General features: G+C 68.1%; 18 protein-coding genes and 3 pseudogenes. 10 read left to right on the top strand and 11 right to left on the bottom strand.

Annotated elements, in window-relative coordinates:
• Nucleotides 1-389: 389 nt before the first annotated feature.
• Nucleotides 390-1,268, top strand: a complete 879-nt coding sequence (locus KBY19_RS23180; protein ID WP_210966609.1) for an MOSC domain-containing protein — start codon at nucleotides 390-392, stop codon at nucleotides 1,266-1,268.
• Nucleotides 1,269-1,274: 6 nt separating this feature from the next.
• Here the strand turns inward: KBY19_RS23180 and KBY19_RS36780 are convergent.
• Nucleotides 1,275-1,445 (bottom strand): annotated as a pseudogene (locus tag KBY19_RS36780) (IS630 family transposase); the annotation flags it as partial.
• A 927-nt stretch (nucleotides 1,446-2,372) separates the two neighbouring features.
• Between KBY19_RS36780 and KBY19_RS23175 the strand changes: the two are divergent.
• The 3 genes from KBY19_RS23175 to KBY19_RS23165 all read left to right on the top strand — a co-directional run bounded on the left by KBY19_RS23175 (nucleotide 2,373) and on the right by KBY19_RS23165 (nucleotide 6,083).
• Nucleotides 2,373-2,636, top strand: a complete 264-nt coding sequence (locus KBY19_RS23175) for a hypothetical protein (protein WP_210966608.1) — start codon at nucleotides 2,373-2,375, stop codon at nucleotides 2,634-2,636.
• Nucleotides 2,637-2,648: 12 nt separating this feature from the next.
• Complete coding sequence (locus KBY19_RS23170) at nucleotides 2,649-5,156, top strand: BTAD domain-containing putative transcriptional regulator (RefSeq protein WP_307843594.1); 2,508 nt, start codon at nucleotides 2,649-2,651, stop codon at nucleotides 5,154-5,156.
• A 243-nt stretch (nucleotides 5,157-5,399) separates the two neighbouring features.
• Nucleotides 5,400-6,083 carry an alpha/beta fold hydrolase gene (locus tag KBY19_RS23165; RefSeq protein ID WP_210966607.1) on the top strand — a complete coding sequence of 228 codons (684 nt, stop codon included), beginning with the start codon at nucleotides 5,400-5,402 and terminating at the stop codon, nucleotides 6,081-6,083.
• Between the two features lie 32 nt (nucleotides 6,084-6,115).
• On the opposite strand, the pseudogene KBY19_RS23160 reads toward KBY19_RS23165, so the two are convergent.
• Nucleotides 6,116-7,222: pseudogene (locus KBY19_RS23160) on the bottom strand (IS630 family transposase).
• A 142-nt stretch (nucleotides 7,223-7,364) separates the two neighbouring features.
• Here KBY19_RS23160 and KBY19_RS23155 point away from each other — a divergent pair.
• A complete protein-coding gene (locus KBY19_RS23155) occupies nucleotides 7,365-7,610 on the top strand; it encodes a hypothetical protein (RefSeq protein WP_210966606.1) in 246 nt (81 codons plus the stop codon).
• 674 nt (nucleotides 7,611-8,284) lie between these two features.
• Here KBY19_RS23155 and KBY19_RS23150 read toward each other — a convergent pair.
• The 4 genes from KBY19_RS23150 to KBY19_RS37820 all read right to left on the bottom strand — a co-directional run bounded on the left by KBY19_RS23150 (nucleotide 8,285) and on the right by KBY19_RS37820 (nucleotide 11,049).
• On the bottom strand, nucleotides 8,285-8,707 hold the full coding sequence (locus tag KBY19_RS23150; RefSeq protein WP_210966605.1) for a hypothetical protein: 423 nt from the start codon (nucleotides 8,705-8,707) through the stop codon (nucleotides 8,285-8,287).
• Between the two features lie 97 nt (nucleotides 8,708-8,804).
• Nucleotides 8,805-9,557 (bottom strand): endonuclease/exonuclease/phosphatase family protein, encoded by a 753-nt coding sequence (locus tag KBY19_RS23145; protein ID WP_307843593.1) that lies wholly within the window; start codon nucleotides 9,555-9,557, stop codon nucleotides 8,805-8,807.
• 293 nt (nucleotides 9,558-9,850) lie between these two features.
• Complete coding sequence (locus KBY19_RS23140) at nucleotides 9,851-10,171, bottom strand: hypothetical protein (RefSeq protein ID WP_210966604.1); 321 nt, start codon at nucleotides 10,169-10,171, stop codon at nucleotides 9,851-9,853.
• A 440-nt stretch (nucleotides 10,172-10,611) separates the two neighbouring features.
• On the bottom strand, nucleotides 10,612-11,049 hold the full coding sequence (locus tag KBY19_RS37820) for a phosphopantetheine-binding protein (protein ID WP_368860993.1): 438 nt from the start codon (nucleotides 11,047-11,049) through the stop codon (nucleotides 10,612-10,614).
• A gap of 298 nt (nucleotides 11,050-11,347) precedes the next feature.
• Here KBY19_RS37820 and KBY19_RS36770 point away from each other — a divergent pair, with 298 nt between their 5' ends.
• From KBY19_RS36770 to KBY19_RS36760, 3 genes are all read left to right on the top strand, one after another.
• Nucleotides 11,348-11,674, top strand: a complete 327-nt coding sequence (locus KBY19_RS36770) for a transposase (RefSeq protein ID WP_247691318.1) — start codon at nucleotides 11,348-11,350, stop codon at nucleotides 11,672-11,674.
• 2 nt (nucleotides 11,675-11,676) lie between these two features.
• Nucleotides 11,677-11,934 (top strand): transposase, encoded by a 258-nt coding sequence (locus tag KBY19_RS36765; RefSeq protein ID WP_307843592.1) that lies wholly within the window; start codon nucleotides 11,677-11,679, stop codon nucleotides 11,932-11,934.
• 73 nt (nucleotides 11,935-12,007) lie between these two features.
• A complete protein-coding gene (locus KBY19_RS36760; protein WP_247691316.1) occupies nucleotides 12,008-12,622 on the top strand; it encodes a transposase in 615 nt (204 codons plus the stop codon).
• Between the two features lie 421 nt (nucleotides 12,623-13,043).
• On the opposite strand, the gene KBY19_RS23130 is transcribed toward KBY19_RS36760, so the two are convergent.
• Nucleotides 13,044-13,643 carry an ABATE domain-containing protein gene (locus tag KBY19_RS23130; RefSeq protein ID WP_210966603.1) on the bottom strand — a complete coding sequence of 200 codons (600 nt, stop codon included), beginning with the start codon at nucleotides 13,641-13,643 and terminating at the stop codon, nucleotides 13,044-13,046.
• A 119-nt stretch (nucleotides 13,644-13,762) separates the two neighbouring features.
• Here KBY19_RS23130 and KBY19_RS23125 point away from each other — a divergent pair, with 119 nt between their 5' ends.
• Entirely contained in the window at nucleotides 13,763-14,830 is a 1,068-nt protein-coding gene (locus tag KBY19_RS23125; protein WP_210966602.1) for an alcohol dehydrogenase catalytic domain-containing protein, read from the top strand.
• 272 nt (nucleotides 14,831-15,102) lie between these two features.
• Here KBY19_RS23125 and KBY19_RS23120 read toward each other — a convergent pair.
• Both KBY19_RS23120 and KBY19_RS23115 read right to left on the bottom strand, forming a co-directional pair.
• Nucleotides 15,103-16,086, bottom strand: a pseudogene (locus KBY19_RS23120) (leucine zipper domain-containing protein); the annotation flags it as partial.
• Nucleotides 16,087-16,115: 29 nt separating this feature from the next.
• Entirely contained in the window at nucleotides 16,116-17,018 is a 903-nt protein-coding gene (locus KBY19_RS23115; protein WP_247691315.1) for an SDR family NAD(P)-dependent oxidoreductase, read from the bottom strand.
• A 52-nt stretch (nucleotides 17,019-17,070) separates the two neighbouring features.
• Between KBY19_RS23115 and KBY19_RS23110 the strand changes: the two genes are divergently transcribed.
• Nucleotides 17,071-17,664: a TetR family transcriptional regulator gene (locus KBY19_RS23110; RefSeq protein WP_247691314.1), complete on the top strand. Its 594-nt coding sequence runs from the start codon at nucleotides 17,071-17,073 to the stop codon at nucleotides 17,662-17,664.
• Between the two features lie 12 nt (nucleotides 17,665-17,676).
• Here the strand turns inward: KBY19_RS23110 and KBY19_RS37815 are convergent, their stop codons facing one another.
• Together KBY19_RS37815 and KBY19_RS23100 are read right to left on the bottom strand one after the other, a co-directional pair.
• On the bottom strand, nucleotides 17,677-18,267 hold the full coding sequence (locus KBY19_RS37815) for a CRISPR-associated endonuclease Cas1 (RefSeq protein WP_210966601.1): 591 nt from the start codon (nucleotides 18,265-18,267) through the stop codon (nucleotides 17,677-17,679).
• Between the two features lie 273 nt (nucleotides 18,268-18,540).
• Entirely contained in the window at nucleotides 18,541-18,900 is a 360-nt protein-coding gene (locus KBY19_RS23100) for a hypothetical protein (protein WP_210966600.1), read from the bottom strand.
• Between the last annotated feature and the right edge of the window lie 363 nt (nucleotides 18,901-19,263).

Raw genomic sequence — 19,263 nt, 5'->3', positions numbered from 1 at the left:
CGAGGCTTCGCCCCTCCGGGAGGGATTCACAGCGCCGGCGCATCCCTGCTGCTGTTGCCGCGAGCAGGGTCGGCACCGACACGACCACCGCCCAGCCGAGGTGCCGTGTGTGGGCCGCCCTGCATGCGTCATCTGCACCAGGCTCGGACCCGCCGTGGAGCGGCTCCTGGCGGGCGTCCACCGAGTATCACTTGATCTGTGGGTAGCTCCTGTCGCTGATGTCGGGTTCGCTGTCGAGGAGCCAAAGGATCACCCCGAAACCCGAGAGGGCTAAGAACTCCTAACGAAATGATCTAATGATCTCTGGTGGTTGCAGTGCTCTGGGATCGATGACGTCACCTCAGCAAGACTGACGTTCTAATGTGGCCGTCGACCGAAGGAGGCGGCACATGGCCGACGTGATGGAGCTGATCTGCTATCCCATCAAGGGATGCGCAGGCACGTCGATGAGCGATGCGCTCCTCACGCCGGCGGGCCTCGCGCACGACCGCAGCTTCATGGTCATCGGCGAGGACGGGGTCTACCGCACCCAGCGCCGCCACCCCCGCCTCGCCCTGATCCGGCCCGCCGTCAGCGCCGACGGCACTCGACTTACGCTCGACTCGGCCGACAGGACGGGCCGTTACGGCACGGTGCGCCTCGCGGTGACCACGTCCGCGCCGCGCCGCGACGTCGATCTGTTCGGCGCCGCCTTCCAGGGGATTGACCAGGGTGACGACGCCGCCGCCTGGCTCTCGGAGGTCCTCGGTACCCCCAGCCGCCTGGTCCGCGTGCCGCCGGAGCACGACCGGGTCGCCGACGGCCTGACCCCTGGCCCCTCCGGCTATGCCAACAGCAGCGCCGTGCACCTGCTGTCCCGCGCCTCCCTCACCCTCCTCAACCGGCGGATGGCCGAGCGTGGCGCCCCGCCTGTGTCGATGAACCGCTTTCGCCCGAACATCGTCGTCGACAGCCGCGACGGTCACGGTCCTGACAGCGACGGCGGCGGCTGGGCAGCCGTACCGCACGCCGAGGACCGTGTACGCCGCATCACCATCGGCGGGGCCGAGTTGGGCTATGCCAAGCTCGCTGTGCGCTGTGCGGTCACTCTGGTTGAGCAGGAGGTCGGAGCGCGGCGGGGACGGGAGCCTCTGCGCACCCTCGCGGACTACCGGCGAGCGGCGAGCGGGGGCGTAGTGTTCGGCGCGAAGTTCTCCGTGATCCGGCCGGGGAAGCTGTCGGTCGGCGACGAGGTGGTCGTCCAGCAGTGGGGCGACGCCGAACTGTAAAAACACCTAGTCTTCTGAGTCAGAAATTCCGTTCAGATATGAGGCAAGGCGTTCGAGGGTCTCGTCCGCAGCCTTGGTCCAGATGTAGGGCCTGGGGTCGGTGTTCCAGTCTGCGATCCATGTCCGGTTGTCCTTCTCCAGGGCCTGGACGGTCTTGTGAACGCCTCGCCGTATCTGTGCACGGCACGAGCGTTTCCTACGCGAGCGGGGAGGTGCGGCGCAGTTGGGGGTCGAGCGGTGGGAACTGACGGGCTGCCAGGTATACGCCGAGAAGTCCTGGGGGCGAGGTTTTTCCGCCCGCTTGGTGGTGGGGCCAGGCCCAGGGCTTCGACCGGCCCGACGTGCGGGTGGCCTTCGCCGGAGGTCTGCTGCGGGCCAACCGCTGGTACGTTTCGGCTGCCGTGCCGCGCCACCGGGTGCGGCTGCGCGGTGAGGGAGCGGGCGACCCGCTCCTGGGGCTGCCCATCCCCTCGCTGACTCCCCACCGTCTCGGCTACTCGGAGCAGCACTTGGCAGGCGAGGTCCGGCCGGAGGTCGACCGCGACGGCAAGCCGCTGTACGCGGCCCCCCGCCCCCCCCCCGCCTCGCCAGCCTGGAGAGGGGCCGAGCACCCGGTCTTCTTGAGAGGGAGGCCGACGCTCGCAACGGAACGCCGGCCTCCGTGCGGGTGACGCGCGGCAACGCGTATCCGCTGGAGTCCCTGGTCGTGTTGGTGGAGCCCGCAATTCTCAGGGAGCGGCACGGGGGGTGTTCCCCGCACTTTGAAGATGGTTACAGAGCCCCGTCATCAATTGGCAACCGGATTTGGGACGACGCTGCATCTTCGATCCCCAGTTCAGCACCGAGCACCGGCGCTTGTATGTCCGCTGCTGGTCAGAAGCGTTGTTGCCGCATGTGGATGGGACAGTTCTGCAGGTGGGCACCGGGACAGGAACGCATCATTCCTTCCCCGTCGCCTGGAGCCCCTGTTTCTCCAGCTGGCGGGTGGCACGATGCTGTTCCGCCACCGGTGTCGGCAAGCACCGGTCGGCGTACAGACATGTGGAGCCCGCAACGCGCCCGGTGAACCAACATCCGGGCGGCCGAACCTCAGGAGGCATTCCGATGTCCCGCCTTCCTTCCCTGCCTTGCTGTGTCGAGCCGAGGCTGCCCGACCGGCATCGGCTGTCCACACCGGACGTCGTGGTCATCGTCGTGATCACCGTGCTGGCGAGTATGCTGGCGGTCGGCGGACTGCCGCCGTCTGCGATCCTGGACGTGCTGGGCGTCGCGAGCGTGGTGGCGCTCGGCGTACTGGTCGCGCTGCGCGGTGGCAGCAGGCTGAGCCACCTGGTGATACGGGGCATGCAGGTCAGCTCCCCGGTCTGAGGAATCGGGACCGTGGGGCGCAGGGAGAAGCCGATCATCACGTCGAACCGTGCGCTGGCCGACCTCGCCCGGTGGCTGCGTCAGCAACGAGTGGCGCACGGCCTGACGTACGCACAGCTCGCCGCCCGCACGGGGCGGCACGCCACAACGCTGCAGCGGGCTGCTTCGGCGGCTTCGGTGCCTACGGCTGCTGTCGTCGAGGCGTACGCCCGGGGTTGCGGTGCGTCGGTCGAAGTCGCTCTTCAGCTGTGGCGGCGGGCGCGGCAGGAGCGGCTACGCACGTCCGCGAAGGCGAAGGACCGGCAGTCGGTGGAACCGGAAGCCGTCACCGACGCTGCTGCGCTGGCCGCCGCCCTGTGGGAGCTCTACAGCAAGGCAGGCGGACCCTCCGTGCGAGAGATGGAGCGCCGCGCGGGCGGCTTCGGTAGGCTGCCGCACAGTACGGTCCACCGGATCCTGCGTGGGCAGGCAGTTCCCCGCGACGTTCAGCAGCTTGTGGCGTTCCTCATCGCGTGTGAGATGCCCGCCGGAGAACAGCAGCCCTGGGTGGACGCGTGGCGCCGCGTGTGCGAGAGCGCGCCACCGGTTGCCACTGAGGCCGACGCCGAAATGCCGTCTTCTGGAGGGGCGCTGGCGGCTGAGCGCACTGTCATGGCAGCCGAACCGATGCGCCAGGAGCCGGCGTCCGGGGCGCGCGACCGAGAGATTTTGCTGGGCGAACGGCGGGAAGGAGGGCTGCGCTTCTCCGTCCTCGGCCCGGTGCGTGCCTGGCGGGACGGCCAGGCGCTGAGCATGGGATCACCACAGCAGCGCGCGCTGCTTGCGACCCTGCTGCTGCGCGGCGGCCGTACGGCGACCGCCGAGGAACTCATAGACGCCATCTGGGGCGAGGAGCCGCCGGAGCAGGCCAAGGCTGCGCTGCGCACCTATGCCTCTCGGCTCCGCAAGACACTGGGTGGTGAACTGCTGGTCAGCGAGTCCGGTGGCTACGCCGTCCGCACCGGGCTCGACGCCGCGCTGGACGTAGAAACCGCACACGAGCTGGCCGTACGCGCCGAGAAAGCCGCCACCGGCGGCGACCGCGCCCAGGCCCGCGAGCTGTACATCGCAGCCCTGGCCCAATGGGACGGCGCACCACTCGCCCACATCCCCGGCCCATTCGCCGAACACCAGCGCGTCCGCCTGGAAGAATGGCGCCTGGGCCTGCTGGAACTGCGCCTCGACCTCGACCTTCAGGTCGGCTGCCACGCCGAAGCCGTCAGCGAACTGACCGCACTGACCGCAGCCCACCCCCTGCGCGAACGCCTCCGCGAACTGCTGATGCTCGCCCTCTACCGCAGCGGACGACAAGCCGAAGCACTCGCCGTCTACACCGACACCCGCCGACTGCTCGCCGACGAGCTCGGCGTCGACCCCCGCCCCGAACTCGCCGAACTCCAGCAGCGCATCCTCGAAGCCGACGACGAACTCGCCTACCGGGCCGACACCCGCTCACCCTCCGCAGCCATCGCTGTCACCCGGCCCGCACAACTGCCCGCGACCGTCGCCGACTTTACTGGCCGAGCCTCCTTCGTCGCCGAACTCAGTGACCAGCTCACCCAGGCCGAAGGCACCGTCATGGCCGTCTCCGCCGTCGCAGGCATCGGCGGCGTCGGCAAGACGACCCTCGCCATCCACGTCGCACACGCCGCCGCCGACCACTTCCCCGACGGCCAGCTCTACGTCGACCTCCAAGGCACCGGAGCCTCACCCACTGACCCCGAAGCCGTACTGGGCGCCTTTCTCCGCTCCTTCGGTATCCCTGCCGCCTCCGTCCCCGATGGCGCCGAGGAGCGCTCCGCCCTCTTCCGCTCCCTGCTCGCGGGCCGCCGCATCCTCGTCCTCCTCGACAACGCCCGGGACGCCGCGCAGGTGCGGCCCCTGCTGCCAGGCACCGCCGGGTGCGCGGCCCTGGTCACCAGCCGCGCCCGCATGGTCGATCTCGTCGGTGCCCACCTCGTCGATCTCGACGTGCTGTGCCCCGACGAGGCCATGACCCTCTTCACCCGCGTCGTGGGCGAGGAACGGGTGCTCCCGGAGCGCGAAGCCGCGATGGATGTCGTTGCGGCCTGTGGGTTCCTGCCGCTGGCCATCCGCATCGCGGCGGCCCGGCTCTCGGCCCGCCGCACCTGGACGGTCTCCGCCCTCGCCGCCAAGCTGCGCAACAAGTCGCGCCGCCTGGATGAACTCCAGGTCGGTGACCAGGCCGTCAAAGCCACCTTCGAACTCAGCTACAGCCAGCTCGACCGCGAACAGGCCCGCGCCTTCAGGCTGCTGGGCCTCACCGAGAGCCCTGACATCTCGCTCGACGCCGCCGCGGCCCTGCTCGATCGCACCCTTGCCGAGACGGAAGCCGTTCTTGAGGTCGTGGTGGACACCTCTCTGCTGGAATCCGCAGGGCCGGGGCATTATCGGTTCCACAACCTCGTGCGTCTGAGTGCGAGGAGTCGAACGGATCAGCAGCAGGGAGATGCCACGTGATCCCAAACGACCATGGGGCCGCCCTCCTCCGTGCCGGTAAGGGGCCCCTTGCTTGTCGTCCGCGCGGCGCAGGAGCAGGCACCGTAAGGCTGCACGGCCGATGCGGATGCTGATGGTCCGGCGGTCTGGTGCCTAGTGCTGTGGCCGGGAAGGTTTGCCGGGTTGGGGTGGCCTGAGCCCGTTGTCAGAGCCTCCCGATAGCGTTCCGGCAGCCAGAGCCGACTCTTCTCCGGGAGAACATCCGTGGACATCCTGCTCATCGCTGGCCTGTGGTTCGACGGATCCGCGTGGGACGACGTCGTGCCCGAACTCACCGCGCTCGGCCACCGTCCCGTGCCGCTCACCCTCCCCGGCCAGGGCGACGGCACCACCTCCGCGACGCTCGACGACCAGCTGGCAGCAGTACTCGCCGCCGTTGACGCGGCGCCCGGGAAGCCCCTGGTGGTGGGGCACTCCGCGGCGTCGAGCCTGGCCTGGCTGGCCGCCGACGCGCGACCGGAGAAGGTGGCCAAGGTCGCACTGATCGGCGGCTTCCCCGCCGCCGACGGGCGGGCTTACGCCGATCACTTCGCGATTGAGGGCGGCACCATGCCCTTCCCAGGCTGGAGCCCTTTCGAGGGAGCGGACTCCGCCGACCTGGACCAGGAGACCCGGCACCGCCTTGCGTCCGCCGCTATTCCTGTCCCCAAGGGGGTCGCCCGGGGAGTCATGCGCCTGACCGACGAGCGCCGCTTCGACGTCCCCGTCGTGGTCGTGTGTCCCGAGTTCACCACCGCCCAGGCCAAGGAGTGGATCGCCGCCGGCGAGAGCCCTGACCTCGCCCGCGCCACCCACCTTGAGTACGTGGATCTCGACTCGGGCCATTGGCCGATGGCCACCCGCCCCCGCGAGCTCGCCCGCGTCCTGGCGGAGGCCGCGAGCTCGTAGTGCTGGGGGGGTAGGCCACTACCGGTAGTGGCCTACCCCCCCCAGCGGATGCCCTTTTCACTGCGGATGCGGGCGCGTTCCTTGCGTTGGGCGGCGAGTATGTCGGGGTGGCGGGCGTTGGCGTTGCGCCAGCGCAGGTAGGCGTGCAGGGCCCCGTGTCTGCACCGTGTGGTTCGGATGGTTGGAGTTGGCCAGGGTGAACTGCCGCAGCGGGCCGAAGTGCGCCTCGATCGGGTTGGCCCAGGAGACGTAGGCCGGGGTGAAGCACAGCTCGACCTTGTTCTTTTTCGCCCAGCGGCGGAGGTCCGTGCCGGTGTGGGCGGAGAGGTTATCCAAGATGATGTAGATGGGGGCGCCGTCGGGCCGGGCGGCGCGGATCGACTTCTATGCGGCCAGGGTATTGGCGGTGCCTTTGTGGCGGCGGTTGACGCCCCACAGCCGGTCGTCGCCGACGGAGTAGCAGTCGTGGAAGTAGGTGATGCCGTGAGAGCGGCAGTAGGTCGCCAGCAGGCAGTCGGGCTTGCCCTGCTTGGCCCAGCAGGAGCCTGTGGTCGGCCGGATGCCCAACGGTCCGAACTCGTCGAAGGCGAAGACTTGGCCCGGGAAGTGCTCCAGGACATGCTCGATGCGGTCGAGCTTGGCGTCGCGGCCGGGGACGGGGTCGGGGGACTCCTGCCACGTCTTGGTGCGCTGGAAGGTGACGCCGCGGCGCCGGAGCAGGCACCGTAAGGCTTTCCGACCGATACGGATGACACGTCCGTGCACGTAGCGCAGGTAGGCGGCGAGTTTGCGGATCGACCAGCGGATGAAGGGCTGGCCGAGCTTGGTGGGGCGGGTGGTGGCCGCCTGGACGACGATGTCCTCGTCGTCAGTGCTGAGCAGGCGGGGACGGCCTCCCGCCCATCGAGGGTCCAGGCAGGCCAAGCCGATCTCGTTGAACCGGTGGATCACCTCTCGCACCGTGTCCTCGTCGGCCTGGACCAGGTGGGCATCACCGGAACGTGGTTCCCGCCGGCGGACGCCAGCAGCATCATCGCCCGCCGGTAGCGCACCGAGCTGGTACTGCCACGGCGCACGATCTGCTGCCGCTTCTGCCCTTCCTGATCGGTCAGTCTGCGCACCCGCACAGGCTCGGCCACCACACCTCCAGCGGTCGGAACGGACGTCACCGCCCATCCAACCGCCAACCTGGCGAACCTTCCCGGTCACAGCACTAGACAGACCCTCAGCCACTTCACGAATCTCCTCGTCGACGCTGCCACGTGCCCGGGCGCACAGGTCGTGGAGAGCAGCGTGCAGGCCGAGGTGGTCGAGCAGTTCGGCCATGCGCCGGTAGTCGTCGCTCTCCGCCGCCTCGTCCAGCAGCTTCCATGCGGCTGGTGGGACAGCAGCCTCGGCGGCGGAATGGGACAGCCTGCCGAGGACCTGCCGCACCCGAAGCGTGTCTCGGACCCGCAGTGCGGTCCTGAGCAAAGAGGGGACGAGCGCTTCGGTGATGTCGGTGTCGAGGGCCGCCAGGAGCAGTAGCGCCTCTTCCCGTGTTTCGAAGGACTTCAGGGCTTCCCCGAGCGCGCGCACGGCGGCGTCCCCGTCCTGTCGCAGCGGGACGAGTGAGCGGCTCAGGGCGCCGGCTGCCGCGAGAGCATCTGAGAAGGGCTCCCACTCCGGTTCGGTGTTCGACACGTCAGTGTTCCCTTTCACTGCACCCGGTCCCAGAAGTCACCAGCACTCATCTGCTCCGTGGGACAAATTGTTCGGTGCCCCCACCGTACGTTGCGACCCCGGCATCACAGCCGCCCTCACAGCTTCCCAACGGAGCCCTTCGCGCTCCAAGAGCGCCAAGACGAGGACGAAGCAAGGGTCTGTACGGTCAACGGTCCTGTCTCACATTCGGCGGTGACGGAGAGTCGTGAGGGTATAACCGGATTGCGCATCGTAATCCGTGCGGTATGAACCGTCATGCTTTCATTTGGGCGAACAGTTGGAATCCCTGGGGGCCACCGTCGTTGCGGGCCTGCCAGCAGCCCCGGCGGTCACGTCCCACGACTCTTCCGTGCGGGCGCCGTTATGGCGCGTACGGGAACGACTGGCGGCCGCCTGGATGCCCGTGGTGTACGGCGGTGTGGTCTGGGCGGCTCGATCCTCGCTGTTGTTGTGAAGCCGAGGATCAGTCTCGGAACCCCTTTGTGGTAACGGTTCCCCTATTGGCGATCGAGACTTGGGAATAGGTCCCTGTCTTCCCAGTCTTGAGTGAATGCTTCCAGCATTCTCTCGTAGTGGCGGGTAAGTTTGTGGTTTACGGTGGCGAGAGAGTTGCTATGCCGTTTCTCGAGCTCACTCCTCAGCCAGTTCCATCGAAATCGGTGAGCGAAATACTGGACAATCTCTGCGGATCCGGACAACTCGCGCGAATCGACGGTGTACAGGATGGCGGTCTTCACTTCATCCGGCTCAGGAGCTGTTTCGACACGAGCAGCGAGATCGGCCAATGCGGGATCGACTGCGAGCGTGGAATGCCTCTGGTCAAGGATCGCGGATATCTCGCGGAAACCGCTGACAAGCGTTTCGTGGAGTGATGATTCGGGCATTGTGCTGTTCTCTGGCCCATCAGGCGGTTGGCTCATTGAGCCATATTATTTACCGCTGCTCCTTGCGGCACCAGCAACAGCAGAAGTGATCTCACGCCGTCCCGGCCAGGCCGGCGCAGCAAGGCACGGGGGATCACACGGTGAGGCGCGCGCGGATCAGGTTGTGGTCCGAGAGACCGTCCGTACTCTCGACGGCGGCACTGCTGACCCCAGCGCCGCGCACGACCACATGGTCGATCCACTGCGACGCCGAGCCTGATGTGTGCGGCCGTGTCGGCAGGGCGCCCGGCGGGAGATCCACGACCGCGAAGCCCGGTCCCAGAACCGATACCACGGTGGCACGGCCGGTGTTGAAGTCACCGAGGAGCACCGCCGGGCATCCCGCCGGTGTGGCGGCCAGCTCGGCCAGACGTGCCAACTGGCCCGTGCGCCGTTGATCGCCGCTCACATGCGTGGCGACGACCAGCATGCCGTCGGTCTCGACAGCGAGTGCGCCCTTCCCCGAATCATCCTCGAAGGACTCAGCAGCGATCTGGCGGCTCGGTCCGTCGACCAGAAGCACGAGATGTTCCCCGGGCTCTCGCAGCGAGCAGGTGCCCCGACGCTGTGCCGGAACGCGCGGATACCTCAACGCGTGCACCGTCCGGCCGGGCAGCGCACCGCGGAGGGCGTCCAACTGGTCACCGCTGACTTCCTGAAGAGCGATGACCTGCTCGTCTCGGCCCTTCAGAAGGGCTGTGACCGCAGTGATCCGCCCGGACTCGTCCGGGCAGCGCACAAGGACGTCCTCGTCCCAGTTCTCGGCATGCACGCGGTGCAGGACATTCCAGCTGGCGACCGTCATCACACTAGGTTGCGCGGCCACAAGCCTCACTGAAGCCTTCACACCGAACCACTGAAAATGACCCCGGGCAGTTGGCATTGCAATCCGGCATCCAACGTCAACAACCTTCACCTCTCCCTACCGACCATGCTGTCCGAGCAAAGTCGACTAGCGTACCACTCCGCGACGACAGATCCCGTGAGGTGAAGTTTTCGTCTCCTGGTGCTGGGCGCACCAGGCGGTATTCGGCGACGACAAGAGCCGTCCGTCGCCCCCGGCTCTCTCCTCGGCGCGGTCACCGACGAGCGCGCGGGTCCTGACCGCCCGCACCGGGACCGGACCATTGCTGCGGGGTGCTACGAGCCGCCACGACGGTCCTCGATGATCCAGTCGTCACCCAGTTCGCAGCGCAGAGTCTCCAGTGCTGCGTCTGCCTGCTGCCGGAACAGCGTCCACTGCTCCGGCGTCCACGGGGACGGGTCGGGTGGGTACTCCCAGCCGATGGAGGACTGGTACCACTCGCACAGCCGTTCCAGCTCGTTACGTGTTGCTGTGCTGAGAGGCAGGCGTTCCAGCTCGCAGGGGAAGCCGTAGGGGCTGTCGAGGTCTGAAAGGCCTGGCCACAAAGGGGTGTGCGGAACACCGGCTTCGAAGAAGTACCGCAGGTGATAAGCCATACGGCACCCTACTTACGGCACCTGGCAAGGGTCCGCTCAGCTTCGCCCCAATCGCGCATACGCTGGGCGACACCCCTGAGCCGCGGCGGCGTATCGCCCTGGATGAGTACGAGATCGCCCTGCTGGCACAGAGGTGGGAGCAGGTGGACAGGTATGACGCAGACGGGCTCGCGGTCCTGGCGCTCCGTGGCCCGGCCGCCTCCTTCGAAACGGTGGGCAAGAGCAGTCCATAGCCGCCCCGGCGCCCCAAGCACGTGCGTGCCCCCGGTACATTCCTACCCGCACGCCGATGCCCGCCGGTTGTGGGCGGCGGACTGGTGGCCTCCGGGCTGAACCGGGGTCAAAGCTGCTGCGGGCGGTCGGCGGCCCGGTCGACTCGGGCGTCAGGAGTGACTGGCAGGTATTCGATGTGAGGCTTGCTTCGGGTGTGCTGGGCGGTCTCAGCGCTGCAGCCGACGTAGGTGGACAGCAGGACGTAGTCGCTCGTGACCAGCCAACTGCGGTCCTGCAGCCACCAATACGCAGGCCCGCCCTCCCCAACCCGCTCTGCTGCCGCCTCCCGCGCCGACTCCAGGTCGGCCAGGGAGGGCCGGACAACGGCAGGCGCGTTGCTCAGCTGACCAGCCGGCGGACATATTGATCACGTCTCGCACTGTGACCACTTCATCAGTGTCAGCGGCGCTGATGCGGATGCCGAAATCGTCCTCCAGCAACAACCGCAACATCGCCAAATCCAGGTCGCCCGCGCCGAGGTCCTCCAGGAGTCGCGCAGTGGCAGTGACCTGAGCCAGTGGCACGCCGAACGTCTCGGGGATAGGTGGCCGCACCCGCTGCTCCAGGTACTGCGCTGCAACGGAAGGTGCCGACAGCGGCAGCATGCCGGCAGCAGCCAGGACTGGTGCGGGGGCGCCTGCCAACAGTGGAGGGAGAGCAGTGCCAGTGTGGCCGTACGGTGCCGGGTGTTCAGCAAGTGGCACGAGTGGACACCGCCCCGCTGACAGTGGCGGGCGCTCGCTCCGGAGGTGTCGACGCAGTTGTGAGTTGGGGGGCGGGTTGGGTGTCAGCGGAGGTGACGGACTGTTGGCCTGGTAGGCCGTCGTTTCTTCTCGCGCTGGTGGCTGTCAGGGGGTGACCAGACGGCTGTCAGCGGCTGGCTAGTACTGCAGTCGCATATCGTTGCCTGAGCTGGTCGGTTTCGTTGTCCCGGGCATGGTGGGGGTGGACGAGGCTTGCCTGGGGGCGGCTGAGCTGGAGTCGGTGTTCGCGCGGGTGGCGGGCCGGTTCTCGCGTGTGGATCTGCGGTGGCGGATGCGGGACTACGTGCGCGGCCTGCTGGCGCCGGTGGAACGGAAGAACGGCTGGCAGCTCGCCGAGTATGCAGGCCACCGCGGCCCCGCTGGCTTCCAGCACCTGCTCAACGGTTCGACCTGGGACGCCGACGCGCTCCGGGACGACGTGCAGCACTACGTCGCCGAACGATTCGGCCGCTCAGGCGGCGATTGATCGTGGACGACACCGGCTTCATCAAGAAGGGCACGGCCTCGGCTGGTGTCCAGCGGCAGTACTCCGGCACGGCCAGCCGCACCGAGAACTGCCGGATCGGAGTCTTCGCCACCTACGCCTCGACCAAGGGTCGGGCACTGGTGGACCGACAGCTCTACCTTCCGAAGTCCTGGACAGGTGACACGGATCGGTGCCGGGCAGCGGGCATTCCGAAGAACCGCGGGTTTGCGACCAAGGGCGAGCTGGCGCACGGGCGATGATCCTGCGGGGCCTGCCCTCGCCCTTGCCGATCGCCTGGGTGACCGGTGACTGTGCTTACGCCAGGAATGGCGGATGCGCCGCACCCTGGAGGAGGCCGGTGTTGGCTATGTCCTGGCCGTGCCGAAGTCCCAGCAGTTCCACGCTCCTTTCGCACGTATCGACCACGCCATCGCCCAGGCGCCGGAGGAAGCCTGGGAGCGGATGCCTGCGGCGACGGCGCGAAGGGCCCTCGGGTTTACGACTGGGTCGCCGCCTGCCTGTCGGCCATCGATGTCTTCGACGGCGACACACCGCCCCATCAGCGGTGGGCTGGCCCGCCGCAGTCTGACCAGGGCTGATGAGATCGCCTACTACGTCGCCTACGCGCCCAACGGCACCACGGTGGCCGACCTGGTCCGGGTCGCCGGGGCCCGCTGGGCGATCGAGGAAGCCTTCCACGCGGCCAAGAACGAGTGCGGCCTGGACCAGTACGAGATCCGCCGCTATCCGGGCTGGTACCGGCACATCACCCTGGCCATGCTCGCCCACGCCATCCTGGCCGTCCTCGCAGCCCAGGCCACCGAAAAGGTGGCTGCAGAAACGACGCCACCAGCACTGTCCCCGTCACCGTGGCAGAAGTCCGGCGACTCCTGGACGTACTGCTTCCCCACCCCGAGCCCCGAGGCGACCCCATCGCACACGCCCTGAGATGGTCCCGCTGGCGCAGACAGCACCAGGCCGTAGCCCGGCACTGCCACTACCGAAGAAGAACCAGCTCAGGCAACGGTTTGCGACTGGAGTACTAGCCGCCCGGTGGCAGCCGTTCGGCCACTTCATCACAGCCACCACAGCAGAAGAACATCACCGGCTCACAGCCCAGCAGGCCGTCGTTCCTGATGACACCCCACCCGCAACTCACATCACGAGTAGCGCCGCCAGTTGTTGGTTTGGGAGGCATCCGGATTCGCAGTCGAGTCATGTTCAAGAAGTTCGGTTCTGGCTCGAGTTCCGTGTCCTGCACACGTCGAGTGCCGATCGGGCGGCGGGGTCGGCATCGGGAAAATTGCCCGGACATCGCCATCCGTTCTCCTGGACGTTCGAGATCCAAGTCTCCCCGGTATCCCGGGCCTCAGGGCCCGTTTTGAGCCCTGGCCCGATAGGTGCGCTTCTTGGCGAGGGCGCCGCAGGTCTTCATCGAGCACCAGCGGCGGGCGCCCGCACGGGAGGTGTCGACGAACGGTGTACCGCACGCGGGGTTTCCGCAGATGCGGACGCGTGTGCGGTGTTCCGAGCAGCAGAGTTCGATCAGATCCCGCGCAACCATGGAGAGCACCGCCGCGACCCTGTCTCCGTGCCAGCGCACGGAGGTCGCGTCGGCCGAGAGTTCGGGTACGGAGGTGGGCTCGGCGGCCGCGCTGTTGATGAGCGCGATGTCCTCGCGGGCGGGCGGGGCTCCGTCGGCCAAAGCCTGGCCCGTCCGCTGGATCGCCTCGCGTAGTCGTCTGGCGTGGTCCAGGTCGGATTCGGTGCAGTCCGGCGCCACCGTGGTGCAGCCGCTCTCGACGCTCCAGCGTCCCAGGTCGTTGGGCCGGGCCAGCCGTTCGAAGGGCGTGTCCGTGCCGCGATCGGCCAGGGTGCCGACGAAGGCGAAGCACAGGCGCGCGTCGTCAAAGCGGAAGTCGGCCTTGGTGCGCTGGCGCCCTCCGCGTCGACCGCCCTTGTCGTTCATGTCCACCACTTTATGCGGTTGACATCGCGTCGGACAAGTACTTGGCTTCAAAGTCCACCGCTTGAACCGGTGCACTTTGAGGTCCTCGCCGCATCACGAGCCACAAGGAGGTCGCGTCCATGCGCGCCGCAGTCATCGAAGAACTCAACAAGCCGCTCGTCATCCGCGACGTGCCCGACCCCGACTGCCCGCCGGACGGCGCGATCCTGCGCGTCGGCGCCAACGGGATCTGCCGCACCGACTGGGCACTATGGTCCGGGAACTTCTGGACGGGCGGCCCGAGCGTCAAGCCCCCGTTCGTCCTCGGCCACGAGTTCGCCGGCACCGTCATGGAAGTCGGCCGGGACGTACGGCACTGGCGGGAGGGTGACCGCGTCATCTTCCCGATGAACCCCGGCGAGGGCTCCTGCGAGATGTGCCGCAGCGGCAACCAGCAGGTGTGCGAGCACGTGGACTCGCTCGTGCCCGGGGTCTCCTACTGGGGCGCCTTCGCCGAGTACGTCATCGTCCGCTTCGCCGACGTCAACCTGGTCCGCGTGCCGGAGTCCGCCGACTTCGTCGACGTCGCCGCTCTCGCCTGCCGCTACATGACAGCCTTCCACGGCGTCGTCGACCAGGCGAAGGTCCGCGGCGGGGAATGGGTCGCGGTGTACGGAGCCGGCGGCGGCATGGGCCTGTCGACGGTGGAGGTCGCCGCGGCGACGGGCGCCAACGTCATCGCGATCGACATCACGGACGAGAAGCTGGAGGCCGCGCGGGCCTTGGGCGCGGTCCATACCATCAACGCGGCGAAGGACCAGCCCACGGAGGCGGTGAAGAACCTCACCAGGGGTGGAGCGCATGTGTCGGTCGACGCCGTCGGGATCGCCGAGGCCTGCCGCAACTCCGTCCTGTCCCTGCGTACACGGGGCCGCCACCTCCAGCTCGGGCACACCACCGCCGCGGAGAAGGGGGAGGTGGCGCTGCCGATCGACGTCATGATGGTCAAGGAGCTGGAGATTCTGAGTGCCTTCGGCATGCAGGGCCAGCGATTCGGCACCATGCTGAACATGATCTCCGCGGGCCGCCTCAACCCCGGCCGGATCGTGACCCGCACCGTCGGCCTGCACGAGGCGAACGGGGTGCTGGAGTCCCTGGAGACGTACGGACCGACCGGCGTTGTGGTCATCGACGAGTTCCAGGCCTGAGCCATCCCGCCCGGCACCGCACGCAGCAGCACCCCTCTCGGGGAAGGAGGATAGTTCGGGGCGTCGAACGTCGTGCCGTCGCCGGCAGAGCAAGCCGTTCTGCCTGCCGGCGGGGTCGCCGTACCCTCCTGTGCGGTTTGCCCGCCGGATGTGAGCAGCGGCTGGATACCCCCGCGACCGGTATGCGGTGGCCGGTCGGGTTGCAGGTCAACGAGACTCGCGCGCTGTGGATGAGGACAATGACTCCGGCGGCGTCCTCTCTCCGAGGGCTGGACGTTGGTGACACTGCCGCAAAAGGCGTGATGCCGGCGGCTGGTCGTCGGCGCCGCTGTGCGGCCGGTGACAGTTGTAGTGGATGTTCCAGACGGCAATCGCAGCCGATCGCGCGTCTTCGCTGGTGAAGTCCCGGGCGCAGAGCAGTTCTTCGGCCAGGACGCGCTGGTGGCGTTCCACCGTCCCGTTGTGGCGGGCTGTGCAGGGCTTGGTCTTCTGGTGGCGGGTCTGGTTACCGACGATCCGGGCGAAGTCGCCGGATCGTCGGCAGGCGCCGTTGTCGGTGACGATCCTCTGGATGTGGTTGATGCCGTGGGCAAACCAAACCCTCGCACGGGCGAGGAACGCCGCCGCGGTGAAGCCCTTCTCGTCGTCCAGGGGTTCGATGCAGACGAGCCGAAAGTGACCGTCGACGATGGAGTGCAGGTAGATGTGGCCGCGCTTCGCGCCGGCCGTCTTCGCCCGTGCCGTCACCTTGGCCTGGTCGCTGTTTCGGCCGTGGATCCGCCGGCCCCCGCCGTCGGGGATCCGGCAGGCCTTGTTCAGCCCAAGTGGACCATGTGCCCGGGCCGGCGGGCAATGATCTTGCCGGGCCCTGCGGTCGGTGCCGCCGCTGGGGTCGATGAACCGTGGTCGGCCCAGCCCGAGCCGGCTCAGGTGGCGGCCGACCGTGCGTCGGTCGATGACGGTGCCCAGGTCGGCGGGTTCGTCGGTGATCCGTCGGCGGGCCACTTGTGCTCACGCGGCCATGCCTCGACCTGTTGGATCGCCTCGGGCGGCGTCGCGGTCGGGCTGCTGTGCGGTGTCGAGGGGCGGCCTGGAAGACCGGCTTCGCCATATCGCCGCCATCGGTCGACCCACTTGGACGCGCACGCACGCGAGATACCCGTCTCGGCTGCTACGTGAGCGATCGGTCGGGTCCCACACCGAGCGATCAGGCGGCGCCACCCCTCCAGGCTGAGCGGGGCGTTGCGATGCACCATGAGCACGTCCATTCTCGTCGGTGGCAGGGTTACGCCGTGGTCGGACGGTCGCGCTGCATCTCGCACAGCTCCCAGATGGTGTTGCGGGTGGTGTCGTCCAGGACGGCATCGGGCCACGGGGTCGGCTTGGCCTTGCTGTTGAAGTAGACGCCGTTCGTTTTGCGCTCCTCGGGGCTGGAGGCGAGGTACACGCTGGAGCGCGTGGCCCTCAGCAGCGCCCGGTGGCCGTAGACGACGGGCATCGCCAGCCGCAGCAACGGGACGATCGGGCGGGCCAGTGGCGGATAGGTGCCGACGGTGAGGTTCTTGTTCATCGAGGTATAGGCATGTCCGGGGTAGGCGACGTTCAGCGTCACCGGTGTGGCCGCAAGTTCCTGGGCGAAGCGGTAGCTCATCGCCATCTGCGCCAGCTTGGTCTGGTTGTAGAACGACAGCCCGACATAGGACTTCTCGCCCTGCAGGTTGTCGAGGTCGATCCGCCCCCGGGGGATGCCGCCGGTGATGTTGATGACCCGGGCCTGCCCGGACGCGGTCAGGGCCGGCATCAGCCAGTGGGTGAGGCAGAACGGCGCGACCACGTTGACCGCGAACGCGGTCTCGATACCGTCCTCGGTCACCTCGCGGTGGGAACGGGTCGCTCCGGCGTTGTTGATCAGCACGTCCACGCCGCCGGCCCGGCCGCCGGCCTCCTGGGCGAGGCGACGGACGTCGCGCAGCCGGGACATGTCGGCCGTGATCGCCGTGACGTCGTCATTCCCGCTGGTGTGACGGAGGTCCGCCACGGCAGCGTCGGCGCGGCACTTGTCCCGTCCGACGAGGATCACGCTCGCGCCGAGCGCGGCCAACTGCCGCGCAGTCTCCTTGCCGATGCCACCCGTGCTGCCGGTCACCAGGACGATCTTGCCTTCCATGGACACCATCCCATTCGCCATCTGTCACTTGGTGACATGATAGTCATCGAATGAAGCAAAGTAGACTGAGTGCATGAAAGAAGGACTGCGCGAACGCACCCGCCGAGCAGTGCGGGCGGAGCTCACGCAAGTGGCCATCGACCTGTTCGCCCGCCAGGGCTTCGACGAGACGACCGTCGAGGACATCGCCCGAGCAGCCGGCATGACCAAGCGCAGCTTCTTCCGTTACTTCCCGACCAAGGAAGACGTCGTCTTCGACGGCATCGACCTCACCGGAGAGAACGTCGTCGCCGACATCGCAGCGCGACCAGCAGGCGAAGGGCCGTGGGAGTGCCTGCACCACGTCCTGAAGGCTTGGCAGGAAGAGATCCACGCCAGTGAGCAGGCACTCGCCACCATCCGCCTGATCGAGGCAACGCCCGCACTGGCCGGGCGACTCCACCAACGCAGAACCGAATGGCGCAGGCGAGTCAGCGACGCACTCCAAGATCGGCCAGGGACCGACCTCGACCCCTACACCGCGGACCTGCTCACCAACGCCGCTACGGCCGTACTCGACGCCATATCCAGCCAGTGGGCCCGATCAGACGGGAACGCGGACCGCCCAGCCCTCCTAGACCAGGGGTTCAACCAGGTCCACGTTGATCCCAGCCCGCGGCAGGTGTGACCCGCCTCCCCGTCAAACTGACCGCAACCAGAGCGCACGCATCGTCGATTCGACCGCGTCCACGCACGTCTCCGGGTACCCGGGGAACGCGCCTGCGCCCGGCTCGATCAGTGGCCCATCCTGCGTCTGGCCAGCTGCTCGGCCCACCCCGTCGGAACCGTCATCGCTGCTGTTCATACGCTTCTGACCTGCGGCGTTTCCGCATGAAAGAGGTTCACTGAGCAGCAGGTGGCCGTCAGGTCGTTGGCCAAGAGCGCGTGGCAGTCCGGGAGCAGGGCGTCGAGCGGGTCCCGGGGGGGGACGGGAGCGGTCGAGCGGTCCGACGGCCGCGAACGTCTCCCGTACGTCGGGGCAGAGGATGGCGGTGAAGCGCTCGAAGTACAGGCGGGCGGCCGTGCCCTCGACACCGCAGAGTTCGTCGATGCGACTGACCCCGGCTGCCTGCGCCGCGAAGGCGGTCAGGGCGTCGAGGACCGGGGCGAGAGAGCGCTTGCTGCCTGGCGGCTGTTGCGGCGCAGGCCCCCGAGGTGATCGGGCACGCGGTACGAGCCGTGCTGCGGCTTCGGCGACGCGAGATCCGCCTCGGGGATCAGGCTCGTGCACGTGTCGGCCGTGATGGTGATCGAGGAATGGCCGAGCATCCCTCTGGATGCCCTTCAGGTTGGCCCGGCCTCATGGGCCGGCGTCGCCGCACCGTGGCGGAGGTCGTGGAGCCGGACCGGCGGGAGGCCGATCTCCTCGTACAGTTCGATGCGTCACCGTGTGACGTTAGCGCGGTGGCGTTGGCGCGGTGGTTCATCTCGCCGCTCTCCTGGGGGAAGACGCGCCCCGTCTCCACCCAGGCGCTCCCCCACTCCTCTCGCTCCTTGTTGCCTGTCAGCGCGGTGATGCGAGGAACCCGTCGACAACGCGACGAACCATTGAGACCGCGTCACTTTCACCCACGCGCAGGGCGGTGTTTGCGGCGTTGAGCACCGCGTCGATCTGAAAAGCCGCGAGGTTCACGTCCAGTTGGGCGATCTCCCCGGTGTCCACGGCCCGGCGTAGTTCGCCGGCGAGGAGAGCGAGCCATGTACGGCGATGGAGCAACAGGGTGTCACGGACGTGTCCGGGCCGGCTGTCGAAGTCGGGGAGGCTGGCCGCCCAGAAACAGCCTCCGGCGAACAGGGGCGCCTCGATGTAGGAGATCCAGCGTTCCGTCAGTGCGCGGAGCCGGGCGCCACCCCAGCCCCCCACAGCATGGTCAACCTGACGCCGAGTGGGATCCAACCACACCGTTGATCATTTTGTTATAAGTTCTTAAGTTTGAACCGGGGCATGCCAGGCCCTCCCTCCCCCAGGCCCGTTCGTCACGGCTGACCGCCACCGGCGCTGCTGCGACGTCCTCGGTGCAGGAGAACGAATGCTCCGCGTCGGGGTTGCCGTGGACGAGGGCCAGTTCGCCGTCGCGGACTCGGGGTGCGACCAGCAGCATGTGAGCGGCGGCCTCGCGCGCGTGGAACCACACGACGGCCCGCTGGCCACCTGCACCCCTCCAGCGGGCTCCCCATGCGGACCGGGAAGGCAAAGTGGCCATACAGTGAGGCTCGCCCGCACAGC

The organism is Streptomyces sp. B15 (genome assembly GCF_018070605.1).
Lineage (GTDB): Bacteria > Actinomycetota > Actinomycetes > Streptomycetales > Streptomycetaceae > Streptomyces > Streptomyces smyrnaeus.
This window is presented reverse-complemented; position numbering and strand designations above follow the sequence as displayed.